The 20192-nt window shown below is 62.8% G+C and carries 18 protein-coding genes; 3 read left to right on the plus strand and 15 right to left on the minus strand.

Annotated elements, in window-relative coordinates; translation table 11 throughout:
• Window positions 1–4: 4 nt before the first annotated feature.
• The 3 genes from RCF49_RS02120 to RCF49_RS02130 all read left to right on the plus strand — a co-directional run bounded on the left by RCF49_RS02120 (window position 5) and on the right by RCF49_RS02130 (window position 4447).
• Window positions 5–1570, plus strand: a complete 1566-nt coding sequence (locus RCF49_RS02120; RefSeq protein ID WP_342642400.1) for an undecaprenyl-phosphate glucose phosphotransferase — start codon at window positions 5–7, stop codon at window positions 1568–1570.
• Window positions 1571–1586: 16 nt separating this feature from the next.
• Window positions 1587–2825 (plus strand): O-antigen ligase family protein, encoded by a 1239-nt coding sequence (locus RCF49_RS02125; protein WP_342642401.1) that lies wholly within the window; start codon window positions 1587–1589, stop codon window positions 2823–2825.
• Between the two features lie 194 nt (window positions 2826–3019).
• Complete coding sequence (locus tag RCF49_RS02130) at window positions 3020–4447, plus strand: amidase (protein WP_342642402.1); 1428 nt, start codon at window positions 3020–3022, stop codon at window positions 4445–4447.
• A 40-nt stretch (window positions 4448–4487) separates the two neighbouring features.
• Here the strand turns inward: RCF49_RS02130 and RCF49_RS02135 are convergent, their stop codons facing one another.
• The 15 genes from RCF49_RS02135 to RCF49_RS02205 form a co-directional block, all read right to left on the minus strand.
• On the minus strand, window positions 4488–4742 hold the full coding sequence (locus tag RCF49_RS02135; protein WP_342642403.1) for a hypothetical protein: 255 nt from the start codon (window positions 4740–4742) through the stop codon (window positions 4488–4490).
• Window positions 4743–4871: 129 nt separating this feature from the next.
• Entirely contained in the window at window positions 4872–6998 is a 2127-nt protein-coding gene (locus RCF49_RS02140) for a sodium-translocating pyrophosphatase (RefSeq protein ID WP_342642404.1), read from the minus strand.
• Window positions 6999–7458: 460 nt separating this feature from the next.
• Window positions 7459–8685 (minus strand): MFS transporter, encoded by a 1227-nt coding sequence (locus tag RCF49_RS02145; RefSeq protein ID WP_342642405.1) that lies wholly within the window; start codon window positions 8683–8685, stop codon window positions 7459–7461.
• Between the two features lie 44 nt (window positions 8686–8729).
• The gene (gene thiL, locus RCF49_RS02150) at window positions 8730–9704 is read right to left on the minus strand and encodes a thiamine-phosphate kinase (RefSeq protein ID WP_342642406.1); all 975 of its coding nucleotides are present in this window, start codon (window positions 9702–9704) and stop codon (window positions 8730–8732) included.
• A gap of 53 nt (window positions 9705–9757) precedes the next feature.
• Window positions 9758–10243, minus strand: coding sequence for a transcription antitermination factor NusB (gene nusB / locus RCF49_RS02155; RefSeq protein ID WP_342642407.1), 486 nt, complete (start codon window positions 10241–10243; stop codon window positions 9758–9760).
• 4 nt (window positions 10244–10247) lie between these two features.
• A complete protein-coding gene (ribH, locus tag RCF49_RS02160; protein ID WP_342642408.1) occupies window positions 10248–10685 on the minus strand; it encodes a 6,7-dimethyl-8-ribityllumazine synthase in 438 nt (145 codons plus the stop codon).
• Between the two features lie 39 nt (window positions 10686–10724).
• Window positions 10725–11327, minus strand: a complete 603-nt coding sequence (locus RCF49_RS02165; RefSeq protein ID WP_342642409.1) for a riboflavin synthase — start codon at window positions 11325–11327, stop codon at window positions 10725–10727.
• A 38-nt stretch (window positions 11328–11365) separates the two neighbouring features.
• Window positions 11366–12529 carry a bifunctional diaminohydroxyphosphoribosylaminopyrimidine deaminase/5-amino-6-(5-phosphoribosylamino)uracil reductase RibD gene (ribD, locus tag RCF49_RS02170; RefSeq protein ID WP_342642410.1) on the minus strand — a complete coding sequence of 388 codons (1164 nt, stop codon included), beginning with the start codon at window positions 12527–12529 and terminating at the stop codon, window positions 11366–11368.
• Entirely contained in the window at window positions 12526–13008 is a 483-nt protein-coding gene (gene nrdR / locus RCF49_RS02175) for a transcriptional regulator NrdR (RefSeq protein WP_342642411.1), read from the minus strand. The genes ribD and nrdR overlap by 4 nt, the downstream gene beginning before the upstream one ends.
• 28 nt (window positions 13009–13036) lie before the next feature.
• Window positions 13037–14344, minus strand: a complete 1308-nt coding sequence (gene glyA, locus RCF49_RS02180; protein ID WP_342642412.1) for a serine hydroxymethyltransferase — start codon at window positions 14342–14344, stop codon at window positions 13037–13039.
• Window positions 14345–14459: 115 nt separating this feature from the next.
• Complete coding sequence (hemA, locus tag RCF49_RS02185) at window positions 14460–15674, minus strand: 5-aminolevulinate synthase (RefSeq protein ID WP_342642413.1); 1215 nt, start codon at window positions 15672–15674, stop codon at window positions 14460–14462.
• A gap of 337 nt (window positions 15675–16011) precedes the next feature.
• Window positions 16012–17424 carry a L,D-transpeptidase family protein gene (locus RCF49_RS02190; RefSeq protein WP_342642414.1) on the minus strand — a complete coding sequence of 471 codons (1413 nt, stop codon included), beginning with the start codon at window positions 17422–17424 and terminating at the stop codon, window positions 16012–16014.
• Between the two features lie 242 nt (window positions 17425–17666).
• Window positions 17667–18176 carry a transcriptional regulator LdtR gene (ldtR, locus tag RCF49_RS02195; RefSeq protein WP_342642415.1) on the minus strand — a complete coding sequence of 170 codons (510 nt, stop codon included), beginning with the start codon at window positions 18174–18176 and terminating at the stop codon, window positions 17667–17669.
• A gap of 258 nt (window positions 18177–18434) precedes the next feature.
• On the minus strand, window positions 18435–19328 hold the full coding sequence (gene mmsB, locus RCF49_RS02200; protein WP_342642416.1) for a 3-hydroxyisobutyrate dehydrogenase: 894 nt from the start codon (window positions 19326–19328) through the stop codon (window positions 18435–18437).
• 67 nt (window positions 19329–19395) lie between these two features.
• Window positions 19396–20163: a hypothetical protein gene (locus RCF49_RS02205; RefSeq protein ID WP_342642417.1), complete on the minus strand. Its 768-nt coding sequence runs from the start codon at window positions 20161–20163 to the stop codon at window positions 19396–19398.
• Between the last annotated feature and the right edge of the window lie 29 nt (window positions 20164–20192).

Here is a 20192-nt window from a genome sequence, read left to right on the forward strand (position 1 = left end):
CGTCATGCTGAATACCAATCCTCGCAAGGCGAGGCTGGCGATTTCCGACCTGCTGCCCGAGCAGACCGAGATCGCCGAGCCCAACCATGCCACTGCCCAACCGGAGGCACGTTCCAGCTCGCCGGCGCCTGCGCTCAGGCAGGCAATGCCGCGCAAATCCCCCTGGATCGCGCCGCGCATCGTGCAAGGTGTGGTCCGCGTCAGTGAAGCGCTGCTGATCACCGGCATCGGCCTTCTGCTCTGGCTTGGCTATGTGCAGGAATTCGACCCCTATTTTCGCGCCCTCTATCTCGCCGCAACCCTGCTCGCGGGCGCAGCCATTCCAGTCCTCTGCCAGATGAGCGGGCTCTACTCCATTCACGCTCTCATCGGCCCCATGCGGCAGGTCCCGCATTTCGTCTTTGTTTGGACGAGCTCCTTTGCGCTGATCACCGCCTTCGTCTTCTTCACCCAGGTGGGACAGGACTATTCGCGCATCTGGCTCGCGGCCTGGTTCGTCAGCGGCCTGGTCGTGCTCTTGGGCTTCCGTGGGGTGGTCGGCGCCTTTGTCCGGCGCTGGAACCAGGACGGCCGCTTCGACCGCTGTGCCGTCATCGTTGGCGGCGGCGAGAGGGCTGCCGCACTGATCCAGGCCCTGAACTCCTCGCCCGATCTCGACGTCACCATCGCAGGCATTTTCGATGACCGCGGGTCCGATCGGTCACCCAATGAGATTGGCGGCTATCCAAAGCTCGGCAATGTCGATCAGCTCCTCGATTTTGCCCGCAACAACCGGGTGGATCTGCTCATCATCACCCTGCCACTCGGGGCCGAGTCGCGCCTTCTCCAGATCCTGAAAAAGCTCTGGATCCTGCCGGTCGATATCCGCTTGAGTGCGTACACGGAACAGCTGCGCTTCAGGCCGCGTGCCTATTCCTATATCGGCAATGTCCCCTTCTTCGATGTGTTCGACAAACCGCTGAGCGACTGGGACACGGTGGTCAAGACCCTGGAGGACAAGGTGCTTTCGGCCCTTGCCCTCATCGTTCTGTCCCCGATCATGGCGCTCGTCGCCCTCGCCGTGAAGCTCGATAGCAAGGGACCGGTCCTGTTCAAGCAGAAGCGCTATGGCTTCAACAACGAGCTGATCGAGGTCTACAAGTTCCGCTCCATGCATACGGAACTGACCGATGCCAATGCGAGCAAGCTTGTCAGCAAGGACGATCCCCGGGTGACCCGCGTGGGCCGCTTCATTCGCAAGACCAGTCTTGATGAGCTCCCGCAGCTCTTTAATGTGCTCAAAGGCGATCTCTCGCTGGTCGGACCGCGCCCTCATGCCACCCAGGCCAAGGCTGCCGACCGCCTCTATACGGAGGTGGTCGAAGGCTATTTCGCGCGCCACAAGGTGAAGCCGGGCCTCACCGGCTGGGCACAAGTGAATGGCTGGCGCGGCGAGACCGATACTGAGGAAAAGATCCAGCGGCGTGTTGAGCACGACCTCTATTATATCGAGAATTGGTCGGTGATCTTCGACCTCTACATCCTGGCGATCACGCCCCTGGCGCTGCTGAAAGCGGAAAACGCCTACTGAATGGAGCACCGCCGCGATGGCGGACTACCTCATCAGAAACCGGACCCTCTCTGGCTGGTCGATCGATGACCTGGGCTATGGCCTTTTATGGCTGTGCTTTGCCTTGGGCTTCCTGGTGATGGTCGAGCCGGCGCCATTCGACCTTTCGATCCTGGCGCTGGGCGGCCTCACCCTGATCATGGGCCTGCGCATCCCCGGCAGCCTAAGCCCATTGATCGTGCTCTGCGTCGTCATCCTCCTCTGCGGCTTCATTGCCCTCACCCAGACCAAGGACCTTGCCGACAGCAGCATGCACATGATCATCACCTGCTATCTCATGGTGATCATGTTCATCGTCGCGAGCGCAACCTACACCAATCCGGATCGCGGCCTTAAGGCGATCCTCGGCGGCCATGCGGCGGCCGCCGTCATCTCAGCAGCGCTCGGTATCATCGGTTATTTCAACCTCATGCCCGGCACTCACGAGCTCTTCACCGAGTATGGCCGTGCCAAAGGCGCCTTCAAGGACCCGAACGTCTTCGGCCCCTTCCTCATCGTGGGCGGCATCTATGCCTTGCAGCTGGTCCTGACGCGCCCGCTCGCCAAAGGGCTCATATGGCTGGCCATGCTGCTGGTGGTGGTGCTCGGCCTCTTTCTGAGCTTCTCGCGCGGCGCCTGGGGGCATTTCGCGCTCTCGACCCTGATCTGCGTCGTCCTGCTGGTCGCCACCAGCCGCGACCGCGCCTTCAACCTGCGGATCATCTTTCTCGGTATCTGCGCCATCGTCATTTTCGCCCTCGCCATCGTCGCCGCCTTGAACCTGCCGGGGGTGAGCGAGATGCTGTCGGTGCGCGCCGGCCTCAATCAGAGCTATGACAGCGGCGGCAGCGGCCGTTTCGATGGCCAGGCGCTCGCGATCCGCTGGATCCTCGCCGCCCCCCTCGGCTATGGCCAAGATGATTTCGGCTATTTCTGGGGCGAGCAGCCTCACAATGTTTATCTCTATATGTTCCTGCAGACGGGCTGGCTTGGTGGTGTCGCCTATATCGCGCTCGTGGTGGGCAGCATTGTCGGCATCCTGCGCATGGTCTTCTCCACCACCCCTTGGCGCGGCTATGCCATTGTGCTGGCTTCCACCTTCATTCCACTCGCGCTCGAGGGGCTGATCGTCGACACCGATCACTGGCGGCACTTCTGGATGCTGATCGGCATGATCTGGGGCCTGATCGCCTGGCACCGCGACTGGAATGTGAGCATGCTGAGACGGGGCATGTGATCCGATCCCGGTACCTTGCCGCGGTTGCTGGAGCGGAGCCGCTGCAACGACAAAACCAAACGGAATGGTCATCGGGTGCCGGTTGTGGGTATGGAAGCAATAGCCCTGTTCGCCCGCATCTCCTCGACGTTACAATCCTTGATAAACGTTCAACCGTGCCGATGACTGGTATCGGCCGGCAGGGGGAAAGTGCTTTGACCGCCTCATCTGATCTTATTGCCCTGCGTGCCCGCGATGTCGTGACCCTGCTCAAGCGCGGCGACGTCTCGCCTCACGAGCTGCTTGATGCGCTCGAGACCCGGATTGCCGAGGTCGAACCGGCCGTGAACGCGCTGCCCATCCTCTGCTTTGATCGTGCCCGCAAAGCCGCAGATGAGCTGATGCGACGCCCGATCGATGAGCGCGGCCTGCTCGCCGGCATACCCCTGCCGATCAAAGATCTGACCGATGTTGCGGGCGTCCGCTCGACCCGCGGCTCTCTGATCTTCGCCGACACCAGGCCTGAGCGCTCCGACATCCTGGTTGAGCATCTCGAAGCCGAGGGCGCCCTGATCTATGCCAAATCCAATACCCCCGAATTCGGAGCGGGCGGGCAGACCTTCAACGAGGTATTCGGGGCAACGCGCAATCCCTGGGATCTGAGCCGCACGACGGCCGGCTCGTCTGGCGGTGCGGCAGCCGCACTCGCCTCCGGCACCGCCTGGCTCGCCCATGGCTCGGATATGGGAGGCTCGCTGCGCAATCCCGCGAGCTTCTGCGGCGTGGTGGGCCTGCGCCCCTCCCCCGGTCGCATTGCCTTCACCCCCGGCGCGATCATCGATGATACCCTCTCGGTTGAGGGCCCCATGGCGCGCGATGTCGAGGATCTGGCGCTCTTGCTTGATGCGATGACCGGATCATCCCCCGAGGATCCCCGCTCCCGCCCTCGCCCTGCCACGAGCTTTCTGGACGCTGCGCGCAGCCGGAAGGCACCACGCCGCATCGCCTTCAGCGCCGATCTCGGCATAACGCCGGTCGACCCTGAGGTCGCCGAAACCTGCCGGCGCGCCGCTCATCGCTTCGGCGAGGCAGGCGTCGTCGTTGAGGAGGCTCATCCCGATCTCTCTGAAGCCCATGAGTGCTTCCAGGTGCTGCGTGCCCGCAACTTCGTGACGGGTCTTGGTGCGCTCTATGACAGCCATCGCAATCTGCTGAAGCCCGATGTCGTCTGGAACATCGAGCAGGGGCTGAGGCTCACCACCCGCGACATTGCCCGCGCCGAAGCACAGCGCGCCGCCATGTTCAACCGGATGGCGGCCTTCTTTGGGGATTATGACCTGCTCCTGTGCCCCGCGACCATAGTGGCCGCTTTCCCCATCGAGCAGCGCTATCTCGCGGAATGCGCGGGCCAAGCCCTCAACACCTATATCGACTGGCTGGCGATCGCCTATGCGATCACGCTTGTCTCCTCACCCGCCATATCGATCCCCGCGGGTTTCACCGCAGCAGGCCTGCCGGTGGGCTTACAATTGGTGGCACCGGCCCATGCGGAGGCCGCACTCCTGTCGGCGGCGGCTCTGCTCGAGGATCATCTCGCCCTCGGGCAGATCACGCCAATCACACCGCGCCAACCGTCCAGCTGATGCTGTCGGGGCTGCGGGCTCGGACGGGCGCGGATGCATTCTAGAAAATGCCGGCCGAGGCGAACTGGATGAAGCTCATATCCTCCCCATTGTAAGTAAGGTCAGGGGACTGCTGAACGATTGTATTGAGGACGCTCAGCGCCTCCCCCTGGCTCGCGCCGACAGTCTTGGCCGCCCTCAGCATCGCCATCGCAACATCCCAGCTATTGCCGCTGGCCATTGGCGAGCCATAGGTTGCGCGGAATTGGTTTAGCGCCGTCATCTGCGCGTGATAGACAGTGTTAAGATCAGCCATGGGCTCAATCTCGCTCCAATCAGTGATACTGGAGCGAGAATAGGCCTAGAACCTTTTCACAACCTTAGATTGCGATTCTTGAGCTCCCCGCAGACGGCTCAATGTCCGCGGGGGGGCATGTGATCGACCTCAGCCGCTATGGGCGAGCACCGCCAGCAGCAGCAGTGCGACGATATTGGTTATCTTGATCATCGGATTGACCGCCGGCCCGGCCGTATCCTTGTAAGGATCGCCCACCGTGTCACCCGTGACCGCCGCCTTGTGCGCGTCCGATCCCTTGCCACCGTGATGACCATCCTCGATGAACTTCTTGGCATTGTCCCACGCACCACCGCCCGCCGTCATGGAAATCGCGACGAACAGGCCGGTGATGATGACGCCCAGGAGCATGGCCCCCAGCGCCGAGAAGGCAGCATTTTTGCCGGCAATGGCATTGATCACGAAATAGACCACGATCGGCGAGAGCACCGGTAACAGCGAGGGCACGATCATTTCCTTGATCGCCGCCTTGGTCAGAAGGTCGACGGCCGTCTTGTAGTCGGGCCGATCGCGCCCCTCCATGATACCCGGCTTTTCCCGGAATTGCCGCCGCACCTCTTCCACGATCGCGCTTGCCGCCCTCCCGACCGCGGTCATCGCGATGCCGCCGAAAAGATAGGGCAACAGGCCGCCCAGCATGAGCCCGATCACCACGTAGGGGTTGGAGAGCGAGAAGGTGATATCGCCAATGCCATTGAAATAGGGGAACTGCGCCGCGTTGCTTGTGAAATGCCGCAGGTCCTCTGTATAGGCCGCAAACAGCACCAGCGCGCCGAGACCGGCCGAGCCGATGGCATAGCCCTTGGTGACCGCCTTGGTGGTATTGCCGACCGCATCGAGCGCGTCGGTCGTCTTGCGCACATCCGCCGGCAGGTCTGCCATTTCGGCGATCCCGCCTGCATTGTCCGTCACCGGTCCGAAGGCATCGAGCGCGACGATGAGGCCCGCGAGCGCCAGCATGGTGGTGACGGCGATGGCGATCCCGAACAGGCCCGCAAGGCTATAGGCGATGATGATCGCCGCGACGATGACCAGGGCCGGAAGGGCCGTTGCCTCGAGCGAGATCGCAAGCCCTTGGATCACATTGGTCCCGTGACCCGAAACCGAGGCCTGCGCGATCGACTTCACCGGCCGGAAATTGGTGCCGGTATAATATTCGGTGATCACGATGATGAGGGCGGTGACCGCCAGGCCGACCACACCGCACCAGAACAGATCCCAGCCGGTGAATGTACGATCCCCGACCGTCATTTCCGTGGAGAGGCCCACAATCATTGCCGTGACCGGCAGCAGCGCCAGGAGCGACAGGATACCGGTGACGATCACCCCCTTGTAAAGCGCACCCATGATGGATTGGCTTGAGCCCAGACGCACGAAGAAGGTGCCGATGATCGAGGTGATCACGCAGGCGGCCCCGATTGCCAGCGGATAGATCATCATCGGCCCAGCCAAAGCGGTGCCCGCGAAATAGATGGAGGCAAGCACCATGGTCGCGACCACGGTCACCGCATAGGTTTCGAACAGGTCGGCGGCCATGCCTGCACAGTCGCCGACATTGTCGCCCACATTATCTGCGATGGTCGCCGGGTTTCGCGGATCATCCTCCGGAATGCCGGCCTCGACCTTGCCCACGAGGTCGCCGCCCACATCCGCGCCTTTGGTGAAGATGCCGCCGCCAAGACGGGCGAAGATGGAGATCAGGGAAGCGCCAAAGCCGAGTGCCACGAGCGCGTCAATGACCACCCGGTCGCCAGGTGCATAGCCCAGGATCTGGGTGAGCACCATGAAATAGACCGCGACCGCCAGCAATGCGAGGCCTGCAACCAGAAGCCCGGTCACCGCACCCGCCCTGAACGCGATCCCTAAACCTGACGCAAGGCTCTGGGTTGCCGCCTGTGCGGTGCGGACATTGGCGCGCACCGAGACCAGCATGCCGATATAGCCTGCCGCCCCCGACAGAATGGCGCCCACTGCAAAGCCGATGGCCACCGGCACGCCGAGCAGCAAGGCGACGATAATGAAGATGACGACGCCGACAATGGCGATGGTGGTGTATTGCCGCGCGAGATAGGCCATGGCGCCTTCCTGCACGGCACCAGCAATTTCGCGCATCCGGGCATTCCCGCCATCAGCCGCCATGAGCGACTGGATGGCCCATATGCCATAGACGATCGACAACGCCCCGCACGCTATGATCAGCCAGATTTGGAGAGTCATTTGTTCTTCCCTGAGCTTTCCACACAATCCCCTCAGGTCCAGCCGGCCTTGTCTTGGCCGCTGGGCTTGAGCCCATTTCGCCCGACGCAGAGTTGGAAGGATGATCACCGAATTCTGCTGCGCGTTGCAACAAGAATGGCGCCAGGCAACCGGCGCCTGTCCGCGAATACTGCACAGTGTGATAATAAACCCAATGATCTCAGGCACTCGCGCCAGGGACGGCGAGGCATGCTGCAATGCGAAATCTGCCGCGGAACTTTGCGCAATCCCCCTTTAAGGAACAGCACGAAGGCTTTTTTCGCAGCGAGAGTGCGGGCAGAAGAGAATCGGACGCGAAAACTGGCCGGGACGCCGTCTCACTCTGGATGTGCTGTTTTGGGAATCTTGAAAGAACTGCCCGCTCAATTTTGCGGAACTTGCGGCTCACGTGTGGTCAAAACTGACCTCGCGCTCTGGACGATTACGGCTCAACCGCGATGCGTCGATGGTTACTGAACCAGAGCCAGGCCAGGAGCACGAGCACCAGTCCAACCATCGGGAACAGCGATAGCGTCACCGCTTCCCAGCCGAACAGGCTGAGGAGCTGGCCCGAGGAAAGCGAGGAGAGCGCAACCGTCGTAAACACGGCGAAGTCATTGACCGCCTGAACCTTGCTTCGTTCGGAGGTCTGGTAGCAATCGGTGACCATCGTGGTCGCGCCGACAAAGCCGAAATTCCAGCCGATGCCGAGCAGGATGAGGGCTGCGGAAAAATGCCCGAAGCTGATGCCGGTGAGGCCCGCAACCCCGGCGCCCGCCAGAAGCACCATGCCGGCGGCCACGATGAGCGGTGCCCCGAACCGGCTGATCAGCCGGCCCGTGAAGAAGCTCGGCACATACATGGCCAGCACATGCCATTGAATGACCCACGCCGCCGCATCGAAGCTGAACCCGCAGCCGACCATGGCGAGCGGCGTCGAGGTCATGACGAAATTCATCATGCCGAAGCTCATCATGCCCGCGATGATGGCCACGATGAGCCGCGGCTGCTTCAGGATCTCGGGCAAGGGGCGCGCGTTTCCCCCATGAGATCCCTGGCGCACCAGCGGTATGTCGAGAAAGGCGAGCACGCCCATCGCCAGGATCGCGAGCATGGCGGATGCGAGATAGCAGCCGGCGAAGGTGACCGGCGCCAACAGATCGCGCGTGCCCATGACCACGAAGGGCCCGATGAAGGCCGAGATGATCCCGCCGATCATCACCCAGGCAATGGCCCGTGGCCTGAAGCTTGGGGAAGCGGTATCGGCCGCCGCGAACCGGTAATATTGACCGAAGGCCTGATAGCTGCCGCTGATCAGCGTCGCCAGGCAGAACAGTGCAAAGCTGCGCTGGTAGATCGCAAAAGCCGCAAAAAACGCCCCCAGCATCCCGATCAACGCGCCGATGAGGAACCCGCTCCGCCGCCCCACGCGCCCCATAAGCAGCGAGGCTGGCACGGTGCTGGTCGCGGTCCCGACCACGAAGGCTGAAACCGGCACCGTGGCCCAGACCGGGCTTGGCGCAAGCATGCTGCCAATGAGCCCGCCCGTGGTGATGATGATCACCGAATTCGAGGAATAGAGCGCCTGTGCGGCTGCCAGCAGCAGCGCGTTGCGGCGGGCCTGCCGGTCATCCGTGAGGGCTGGGGAGGTGGTTGCGGCAGTTGTCATCGCCCGCGGAGACTAGTCCTGCTTTCGCCGCGCTTCAATGACGATTACGGAATATGGCTGTAGGAGCTGCGCGCGAATGTCATGGGCCGCCCCGCTGCATCACGGCACAGGGGCGGATTTGATCCCTCGACCATCTGCCCGATTGCCGTAACCGGAATGCACGCTGCCGCAGCCTCCTGCGCGAAGGCTGGCGCCCGTTCCGGTGGAATGGCGCAGAGGATCTCGTAATCATCGCCTCCGGTAAGGCACGTCTCGAGCAGGCTTGGATCGCCCGCAACGAGGCTTCGCGCACCGGCCGATAACGGCACCTTCTCCGCCACAATCTCGGCCGACAGGCCCGAGGCTTCGCACAACATGCCGAGATCACCGATCAAGCCATCGGAAATATCCATGGCGGCATGCGCATGGGCAAGCAGCACAGGCGCAAGCTCAACCCTAGGCTGCGGTAGCCAATAGCGCTGCTTGAGGTCATCGGCTGCCTGGCCCTGGAATTTTCCCTGTGCTGCCCTGAGCCCCAAGGCACCGTCACCGATCGTGCCGGAGACGAAGAGCATGTCCCCTGCCCGCCCGCCACCCCGGCGCACGATGCGGCCCGCAGGCACCTCGCCGAAAGCTGTGATCGTCAGGCTGAGCGGCCCGGGCTTTGCGACGGTATCGCCACCGATCAGGGCGCAGCCGAAACGCTCCTGATCCTCTTCGAGCCCTCGTGCGAACCGCTTGAGCCAGGCCTCATCCTCGGATGGTGAGAGCGCAATGGCCAGGAGATAGGCGCGGGCGACGGAGCCCTTTGCGGCAAGGTCGGAGAGATTGACCCTGAGCGCCTTCTTCGCGATCAGAGCCGGGTCATCGTTGCGCAGGAAATGCACATCCGCGACCAGGCTGTCTGTGGTCACCACGAGATCCATGCCCGGGGCCGGCGTGAAGCTCGCCGCATCATCGCGCAGATGGACAGCCCCCTCGAAGCCCGCGGTTAGGGGGGCGAAAATCGCCTGAATCAAGGCCTGTTCGCGCGTGGGCATGTCCTCAGCCTCCTCGGGCGAATGGGCACGCAGTCGCCGAAAAGCAAAACGCTCTAGGCGGAGAATTCCCCGGCGCGAATATCACGACCGAGCCGGTCGAGCACGCCATTGACGAACCGGCGCTCGTCATCGCCGAAGAATGCATTGGTGACTTGGAGATACTCGTTGATGACCACCCTCACCGGCACGTCCGGCCGGGCGATCAGCTCATAGGTGGCAGCCCTCACGATCGCGCGCAGGGTGGAATCGAGCCGGTTGAGCGTCCACCCTTCCGCGAGCGCGCTGTTGATCAAGGGATCGATCCGCAACTGCTCGCGCAGAACGCCGGTCACGATATCGCGCAGGAAAGGAAAATCCGCCGGCCCGCATTGGCCGTCATCGAAATCATTGCCGAGTCGCCACGAGCCGAATTCCGCGAGCACATCCGCCAGGGGGGCCTGCACCACATCCATCTGATAGAGCGCCTGCACCGCACCCAGCCGCGCCGCCGTTCGGGCGCTGAGAACCGGCACTGAGGATTTTTTCACCTGCTGCGACATCCCGCTATTCCTGCAGCTCGAGCTTGAGCCGCGCCATCTGCACAGCGGCCCGTGCCGCCGCTCCACCCTTGTTCAATCCGTCAACCCGGGCCCGTGCCCAGGCTTGATCATCATCCTCAACCGTCAAGATACCATTGCCGATGGCAAGGCCGCGATTGATGCTGAGGTCCATCAAGGCGCGCGCTGACTCATTTGCCACCACCTCGAAATGGTAAGTCTCCCCGCGAATGACGCAACCGAGTGCGACATAACCGTCAAACCTGGCTTTGCCGCCCGCCTCGGCAAAGCTGATCGCGGCCGGGATCTCGAGCGCGCCGGGCACGCTGATCCGCTCGAAACTCGCGCCCTCTTCTTCCAGGGCCTCGACCGCGCCGCGGACCAGCTCGTCGAGCAGCTCGTCGTAAAAGCGCGCCTCGATGATCAATATGCGCGGAAAGCTCATGTGCGATACTGCCTCAATCTCGGGTGATGGCCTGCGCGCTCAGGCATAGGCGTTCAGCCGCGCCACATAACGCGCCATCATATCGATTTCAATGTTAACGCGATCCCCCGGGCGAACCCCGCCCCAGGTCGTCACCTGCTGGGTGTGCGGAATGATATTCACGCCGAACACATTGCCATCCACTTCGTTCACCGTGAGCGAGGTGCCATCGAGGGTCACCGCGCCCTTTGGGGCGATGAATTTCGCCAGATGCTCTGGAGCAGCAAAGGTGAACCTGACCGACTGGCCCTCATCCTCGCGGCTCAGCACCTCGGCCACCCCATCCACATGTCCTGTGACCAGGTGGCCGCCGAGCTCATCGCCGAGCTTGAGCGCCCGCTCAAGATTGATCCTCTGGCCGATTTTCCAGCCACCGAGCGTTGTGAAATTCAGCGTCTCCTGCGAGGCCTGCACCACGAACAAACCCCGATCATTCTTGTGGCGCCCCGTCTCAATCACCGTGAGACAAATGCCGGCGCAGGCGATCGAGGCCCCGATGGCGATTTCCTCGGGATCATAGCCACAGGCAATGCTCAGCCGCCGGTCGCCCTCGTCGCGCATGTCGACCAGCTCGCCGATATCTGTAACAATTCCGGTAAACATCAATATGCCCTAGCGCCAGCCCGTATGGCCAGCCGCCCCTATATGGTGAGCTGCAACCGCCTGACATAGACCGTCAGCCGATCTTCGCCAAATCTTTCTTGCCCGGTCGCAACGAAGCGCTCCGACTGGGTAATGGCGCCGAGCGGCAAGCCCGCCAGCGCATCGACACCCGCTGGACCCAACGGGCGCGAGGCTGTGAATAAGGCGACCTCATCCACCAGATCTGCCTCGAGTAAGGCCCTGGCGATGACGGCGCCCCCTTCCACCAGCACCCGCCCGATCCCGCGCTGCGCAAGTTCATGAAGGCCGCGCGCGAGATCAACCCCCTCGGGATCGCCGCCGCAGATGATCATGGAAACCCCGAGCGATTCGAGTGCGGTCCACGCCCCGGGCGAAGGCTCTCGCTGCGCCAAAACCCAGACCGGCGTGACGCTCACATCACGCAACAGGCTTGCCTGCAGGGGAATGAGCCCGGCGGAGGCGACCACCACCCGGACTGGCGAGCGATCGGTCATGCCGGGCAGGCGGCATGTCAGCAGTGGGTCATCGACGATGATCGTGCGGTGCCCCACCAGAATGGCATCCGATGCTGCCCGCATCATATGGCTATGGGCTCGCGCTTGCGGGCCGGTGATGGCGGTGGCAACGCCCGGCCGCTCGGCGATCTTGCCATCCGGTGAGACGGCAAGCTTGAGGATCACATGCGGCCGGCCCCGCTCCATGCGCGAAAGAAAGCCCGTAAGATCAAGCCTCGCTTCCGCGCTGCCAACCCCGGTGACGACCGCAATCCCCGCCGCGCGAAGCATCGCATTGCCGCGGCCGGAAACGCGTGGATCTGGGTCATCGAATGTCGTGACCACTCGCGCGATGCCGGCATCGATGAGCCCTTTCGCGCAGGGCGGCGTCTTGCCGTAATGGGCGCAGGGCTCGAGCGTCACATAGGCGGTCTTGCCGCGCGCCTGATCACCTGCACGCGCCAGCGCCACCTGTTCTGCATGCGGCCGTCCCTCGCGGCCGGTCCAGCCCACCGCGATAATGCGTGGCGGGCTGACGTCCTCATCCACGATCACGCAGCCGACCGCCGGATTGGCGCCGGTATTGCCTTGATTGCGCCGGCCAAGCCTCAGGGCGAGGTCCATGAAATGCGCATCATGGCCCCGCACATCAGCCGCGGCCGGCTGCGGGGCAGGCTTGGAACTCATTCCGATGTCTCGTCGAGCGAGCGCTCCCCTTCGCCGCTCAGCTCTCCCAGTAATTCCTCGAAATCCTTGGCCTCGCGGAAGTTCTTGTAGACCGAGGCAAAGCGCACATAGGCAACGTCGTCGAGTGCCTTCAACGCCTCCATCACCAGCTTGCCGATCGTCTCGGAGCGGATTTCGGTTTCGCCCTGGCTCTCAAGCCGCCTGACTATACCGCTGGCCATCCGCTCGACCCGTTCAGGGTCCACCGGCCGCTTGCGCAGGGCAATCTGGAGCGACCGCATGAGCTTGTCACGCTCGAACGGCACCCGCCGGCCAGACCGCTTGACCACGATCAGCTCACGCAGCTGTACCCGCTCGAAGGTGGTGAACCGGCCGCCGCAGTCCGGGCAGAAGCGACGGCGCCGGATGGCGCCATTGTCCTCTGTTGGCCGGGAATCCTTCACTTGTGTCTCGGTATTCCCGCAATAGGGGCAACGCATCCCTAAACCCCCCTTTCCGCTGAGCCCGTCAGCTATAGATCGGGAAGCGGCTGGTCAGGTCGATCGCCTTTTGCTTGACCGCTGCTTCAACGGCAGCATTGCCCTGTTCCCCATTGTGCACAAGGCCATCAAGCACCTCGATGATCATCTCGCCCACCTGGCGGAACTCGGCCGGGCCGAACCCGCGCGTCGTTGCCGCCGGCGTGCCGAGGCGGATGCCGGATGTGACGGTCGGCTTCTCCGGATCGAACGGCACCCCGTTCTTGTTGCAGGTGATATTGGCGCGCCCCAGTGCGGCTTCCGCATCCTTGCCCTTGAGCCCCTTGGGCCGCAGGTCAACGAGCATCAGATGCGTATCGGTGCCGCCGGACACGATATCGAAGCCGTTTTCTTTGAGCACGCCCGCGAGCACCTTGGCATTCTCGACCACCGTCCGCGCGTAGGTCTTGAACTCCGGCTGCAAAGCCTCACCGAACGCCACTGCCTTGGCCGCGATCACATGCATGAGCGGCCCGCCCTGAAGCCCCGGGAACAGCGCGGAATTGATCTTCTTCGCGATCTCCTCGTCATTGGTGAGCACCATGCCGCCGCGCGGGCCCCGGAGGGTCTTATGGGTGGTGGTGGTCGCCACATGCGCATAGGGGAACGGGCTTGGGTGAACGCCCGCCGCAACCAACCCGGCGAAATGAGCCATATCCACCATGAAATAGGCCCCGACCTCATCCGCGATCTCACGGAACCGTTTGAAGTCGATGACGCGGGGATAGGCTGAACCGCCGGCGACGATCAGCTTTGGCTTATGCTCGCGCGCCAAGCGGGCAACCTCGTCGAAATCGATGAGGTGATCATCCTTCCTCACGCCGTACTGGACCGCCTTGAACCACTTGCCCGAAAGGTTCGGGGCAGCGCCATGGGTGAGATGGCCGCCGGCCGCGAGGCTCAAGCCCAGGAACGTATCGCCCGGCTGCAGAAGCGCGAGGAACACCGTCTGGTTCGCCTGCGCGCCCGAATGAGGCTGCACATTGGCAAAGCCGCAGTCAAACAGGGCCTTTGCGCGGCTGATGGCGAGCTCCTCAGCCACATCGACATATTGACAGCCGCCGTAATAGCGCCGGCCGGGATAACCCTCCGCATATTTGTTGGTCAGGATCGATCCTTGCGCCTCAAGCACCGCCCGCGAGACGATATTCTCCGAAGCGATCAGCTCGATTTCGTGCTGCTGTCGTCCGAGCTCCTTGGCGATGGCCGCGGCAAGGTCGGGGTCGCGTTGGCTGAGGCTTTCGCTAAAGAAAGCGCGCTGCGGCGCCGCAACATCCCGGCTGGTTGAGGTCGACATCGGCAGTTCCTTTTGACGCAAGAGGATGGCACCCGATGCCGCATTAGCACACAGCGGCGTGCGGGCAAAGCACCGGAGAAGGGCAAATGTGGCGGTAAACTTCCTAGGGTAAAGACTAGGCGGCCCGATCGAGCGACAATTGCTGCCAGAGCCCGTCCAGCGCATCCACGAGGAAGGCGAGATCCGCGTCACTATGCAACGGGCCGGGGGTCAGGCGCAGCCGCTCTGTTCCCCGGGGCACGGTCGGATAGTTGATCGGCTGCACGTAGATTGAGAACTCATCCAGCAGCCGGTCGCTGATCAGCTTGCAGGATACGGGATCGCCCACCAGCAGCGGCACGATATGGCTGGGGGACGCCATCACTGGCAGGCCGCGCTCGCCGAGCATCTGCTTGAGCCTGGCCGCCTGCCTTTGCTGGCGCGCCCGCTCGTCCTGCGAGATCTTCAAATGGCGGATGCTGGCGACGGCTCCTGCTGCCAGCACCGGCGCAAGCGACGTGGTGAAGATGAAGCCCGGCGCATGGCAGCGGATCGCATCGATCAGCACGTCAGAGGCCGTGATATAGCCGCCCATCAGTCCGAAGGCCTTGGCAAGCGTCCCCTCGATGATATCGACCTGATCGAGAACCCCATCCCGCTCGGCAATGCCACCGCCCCGCGGGCCATAGAGCCCCACCGCATGCACCTCGTCGAGATAGGTCAGCGCGCCATAGCGTTTGGCGAGCGCGCAGATCTCGGCGATCGGCGCGATATCCCCATCCATGGAATAGACGGATTCGAACGCCACGATCTTTGGCCGATCGGGATGAAGCTGAGCGAGCCGCCGCTCGAGATCGTCAAGATCGTTATGCCGGAAGATCTGCTTCTCACTGCGGCCGTGCTTGATGCCTTCGATCATCGAGGCATGATTGAGCTCATCCGACAGGATGATGCAGCCGGGCATGAGCCGCGCCAGCGTCGACAGCGTCGCCTCATTGGCCATATAGCCCGAGTTGAACAGCAGCGCCCCGTCCTTCTGATGAAGGTCGGCGAGTTCCCGCTCGAGCTCCACATGATAACGGGTCGTGCCCGAAATATTCCGGGTGCCGCCCGAGCCCGCCCCCGTCTCGTCCAGCGCCTCGTGCATCGCCGCAATGACCTTGGGATGCTGCCCCATGCCCAGATAGTCATTCGAGCACCAGATTGTGACCTCGCGTTCGCCATCTGCCCCGCGCAGGATCGCTCGAGGATACTTGCCGCGCATGCGCTTCAGATCGGCGAAATACCGATACCGGCCCTCCTGCTTGAGGGCGCCAACCGCGTGTCTAAAGATCGCGTCATAGTCGACCATCGGTACCTCGCGACGATGTCGGCACCCCGACTGCGCAGGCGTCGACAAGTTTGCGCCGGCAGCTCCGGGGCGGCGAGCATTCCGCGCGGATAGGCGGTGCTGACGAGGCTTACCCCAGCCACTGCGGAATGCAGCTTAGAATCTCTTGATCCTGGTGCAACGGCAAGCACCTAACATGTCAATCAGGACCGGTCATGCGCACCCATTGCCGCAGTCGCGGATTGCCGCACTTCCATGAACGTGTGAGGTCGTATGGCAGGTAAAACGGCGGCCTCTTGCGAGATGCCGCCGTTTCCCAATCTCAGCGATACCGGGCCGCTACGATGGCCGGCACGCTCTAGTAAGTGCCGCCATTCGCCCGCTGCCAGGCGTCACGCGCACCCGCAACCGGTGCTTGGCCGCCCGGCGCGGAGACCGCCATGGTCGGCTGCGCACCACCGCTCGGTTGAGGCGTCATCCCGGCATATTGGTCGATCGGCTCTGGCTGGCCTGCGACAAAGCCCGTTCCATCGAGCCGATAGATATCAGGCCGGAAATTGACGGTGCCATCCGGCATCGCCCAAGCCGTCATATAGACCATGCGCACCGGTGTGTTCTGGACCACGTCGACCTTGGTGTTCTGGCCGCTCGCGATCACCTGCTCGATGCGGGAGCGATCCCACCCGGCATTGGCGCGCAACAACCACTCCGTCACGATATGCACCTGGTCGACGCGCACGCAGCCCGAGCTGAAATACCGCGCTTCGGCCGTGAACAGGTTCTTGGTGGGCGTGTCATGCATGTAGACGGCGTACTTGTTGGGGAAGTGGATCTTCACCGTCGCCATCGCATTGTCATCGCCCGGATCCTGGCGGAAAATGTAGCGCTCTGGATCGAGAGTGGACCAGTCGATGCTCATCGGATCGATCTCGGGTCCGCCGAGGCCGTCATGGATGCGGATGCGCTGCTGGATGAGGAAGCTCGGGTCCTTCTGCGCCTTCGGGATGATGTCCTTCTTCACGATGCTGGCCGGTGCGATCCAGTAAGGATTGAAGGTCACGTCGCTCACGCGGCTCAGCACCACCGGGCTCGGCCGGTCTGTCATGCCAACCACCACATTGTGCACGGAATAGACGGTGCCATTCTCCACCGTCTCGAGCTGCGTGGCGGGGATATTGATGGTGATGTAATGGGCACCGAGATTTTTCGCATATTCCTTCATGCGCGGCAGATTTGCGCGCATGGTGAACAGCCGCTCCTCGACCGGCACATTGAGCGCATTGATCGTCTCGTTATCGACCGTGCCGGTCGTCATCAGCCCGTGATTCTTCTGGAATTTCTTCACGGCGTCGGCAAGTCCGGCGTCAAACACCATCGGGTCGGCGCCTCCATGCGCGCCGTAGCCCTCGATCGCCAGCCGGTCGCGCAGCATGCCCACGAGCTGCCCCTGCCCGCCTTTGCTGAGCTTCTGGCCAGGCGGAAGCATTGGCCAACCGCCGCGGGAGGCGATGATCTCGTAGCGCGCGATGGCATCCTGAAGGCTCGCCTCGCTCATGCTGTTGAGCATCGGCTGCACGTTCTTTCCATACGCGACATAGGTGATGGTCGGCGCCATCTGCTGAACGCTGTTCCAGGCCGAGAAATTGGCCGGCGCCTCGGCGCGGACGCTCTCGCTGAAGCCGACAACCAAGCTCGTGGTGGCCGCGAGGCCTCCCAGAAGGAATTTGCGGCGTGAGGTGGAACGACGCAAAATGGCAAGACTGGCCGTCATATCGGGTCCCAAACTGTTCACAAGATGCTGAGTGGCCGCCAAGCCGGTCATTTCGCAAGGGCTATCATGATGATGGCCTCTTAGCAGCCTCAGACACTTCGGTCAAAAAGCATACGCAAGGAATTATGGCGCGCCTAAGGTAAACGGGACCCTAACGATCCGCAACAGAATGAACCACCTTCCGCCGGCTCCCCTAAACCTTTGCGATCTCAAGCCTTTTAATACAACGTGATGCGAATTTGCTACAGCCGGTAACGGATTTGATCGAGCCAGAACCGTTCGAGCCGCGCCAGTGACCGGTTGAGCCGGTAGAACTCGTCCGCCGAGAGGCCGCCGACCGCCTCGATCGAGCCGAGATGCCGGTCATAGAGCGCATCGACCCGCCGCCGCACCTCCTGCCCGCGCGGTGTCAGGCTGATCCGGACCGACCTTTTGTCCGCCGGCGAGCGCTCGTGGTTGATATAGCCGCCCTCGACCAGCTTCTTGAGGTTGTAGGAAACGTTTGAGCCGAGATAGTGACCGCGGGACCTGAGCTCGCCTGCCGTGAGCTCGCTGTCGCCGATATTGAACAGCAACAGCGCCTGCACGGCGTTGATTTCCTGCTCGCCCGTGCGCTCGAACTCGTCCTTTACCACATCGAGCAGTCGTCGATGCAACCGCTCGATCAGCGTCAGCGACTCGAGATAGCTGCTCTTGATTGCTTCCTTGCGGTCACCTTCGGGACGCGGAGCTCTCTCATTTGCGACATTCATGTCTGATACCTGCCTGACCAATGGAGGATCTTACGCAGTCCTCGTCTTATGGTCGGCAGGTTCAGGCAATGCGCGTTAAAATCGTCTCAAACCGCTGGGTTAACATAAGCTTAGACGACTTTGACGTGAGGAAAGATGCCGGATTTTTCTTACAATGTGAATCAAATGCTTCGTGGATCTTGCGAAAGCCTTGACACACATCCTGAATAGATTGTTAGCCAGCATCTTCCCGCGTGTGCAATTCGATAGACGATCGTCTCAGCCGCGCTCGCGCAGCATCTTGATGATGCCGGAGAAGTCGACCGATCCATGCCCGGCCTCCGCAAAGCGCGAATAGAGGGCCTCCGCCTCGGCGCCGAGTGGCGTCTGTGCGCCCACAGCCGCGGACGCATCCTGCGCGAGCTTGAGATCCTTGAGCATCATGGCGGCGGTGAACCCGGCCTTGTAGTCGCGATTGGCGGGCGAGGTCGGCACGGGTCCCGGCACAGGGCAATAGGTGGTCAGCGACCAGCACTGTCCGGAAGATTTCGAAGACACATCGAACAGCTTTTGATGATCAAGGCCAAGCTTTTCAGCAAGGGCAAAGGCTTCGCACACCGCGATCATCGAAATTCCAAGGATCATGTTGTTGCAGATCTTGGCGGCCTGACCGGTTCCGCTGGCACCGGTGTGAACGATGGTCTTGCCCATCGCCGCAAGATAGGGCTGGGCCTTGGCGAACGCCTCCTCCGGTCCCCCAACCATGAAGGTCAGCGTGGCAGCCTCGGCACCCCCGACACCGCCGGAGACCGGCGCATCGACCATCGCCAGCCCCTTCTCGGCCGCAGCAGAGCCCACCGCCCGGGCACTGTCGACATCGATGGTGGAACAGTCGATCAAGAGCGCATGGGACGCGGCAGCTGCGAGAATGCCGCCCTCGCCCAGATAAGCCTCGCGCACATGCTGGCCGGCGGGCAGCATGGTGATCACCACATCCGCGCCTCTGACCGCCTCCGCCATGGAGCCCGCCTGATGGCCACCCAGACCTGCGAATTTCTCGACCGCCGCAGCGGCGAGGTCATATCCGCGGACCGTGTGGCCAGCCTTCACCAGGTTGGCCGCCATTGGCCCGCCCATGTTCCCAAGTCCGATAAAGCCGATCCTCGCCACCATAGTCCTCCCTGATCATTGGGCGGCTATTCCGGCGCTTTATCGGCGGCCGCCCGCGCTGACATCACTGTTACCGGCCGGAAACGGCCACCAGATCGTTGTAGCCGGCCAGCACAGCCGCCCGCGCCGCGCTGCTGCAGGCGATGCCATTGGCCTCCGACTCGCCGGCCATCTGCGCCGCATTGATCCGGCGCCGCGCGTGCTGCGTGACCATGACCTTATAGCGCGCGGTCAGCCGCTGCCAGAAATCGAGCTCCGTGTCATAATCGAGATAGTTGCACTTGCGCTCGAGGAAATAGGCACGGGCCTGGCCGCCATACCGCGCGATCGGGTCGCGGAGATTGACAGGCGCGATGCTCGAGCTCTGCACGGGCGGCACCACGACGGGCGCCGGTGGGGTTGGAGCGGCGGCGAAGCCTTGCCGGACCACGGTCTCCGGCGCTCGCGTCACCGCTGGCGCCCGTGGCGCGGCGGCGGCCGCAGCCTGGCCACTGCCGCTGCTTGCGACCGCTGTCCGCACCTCACCCATGATGGCGCGCACCGATTGTTCCTCGCTGCTGGAGCACCGCGGCGACTCGCTGCTGACGCGGTCGCGAACCGCCTGCATCTCGGCGACCGAAGATGCTTTCGTCGCCGAGATCTCGCTCAGCGCCGTATAATGCTTCAACTCGTCCATCTCGTCCGACGAGAGAAACCCGCAAGCCTCCGCGGCATTCCTGGCCTTGACGATCGCGCTGAAGGCCTCCAGCGCCTCGGACGATCGGCTTTGTGCAAAGGCACCCGTTCCCGCCGCGAGCGCCATAATCGGTATGGAGAGTAATAGAACGAACCTGTTCATTGGCACAGTCTTCCGCTTGAGCACGCTGG

This window comes from Rhodoligotrophos sp. CJ14 (assembly GCF_038811545.1).
GTDB classification, from domain to species: Bacteria; Pseudomonadota; Alphaproteobacteria; order Rhizobiales; family Im1; genus Rhodoligotrophos; species Rhodoligotrophos ferricapiens.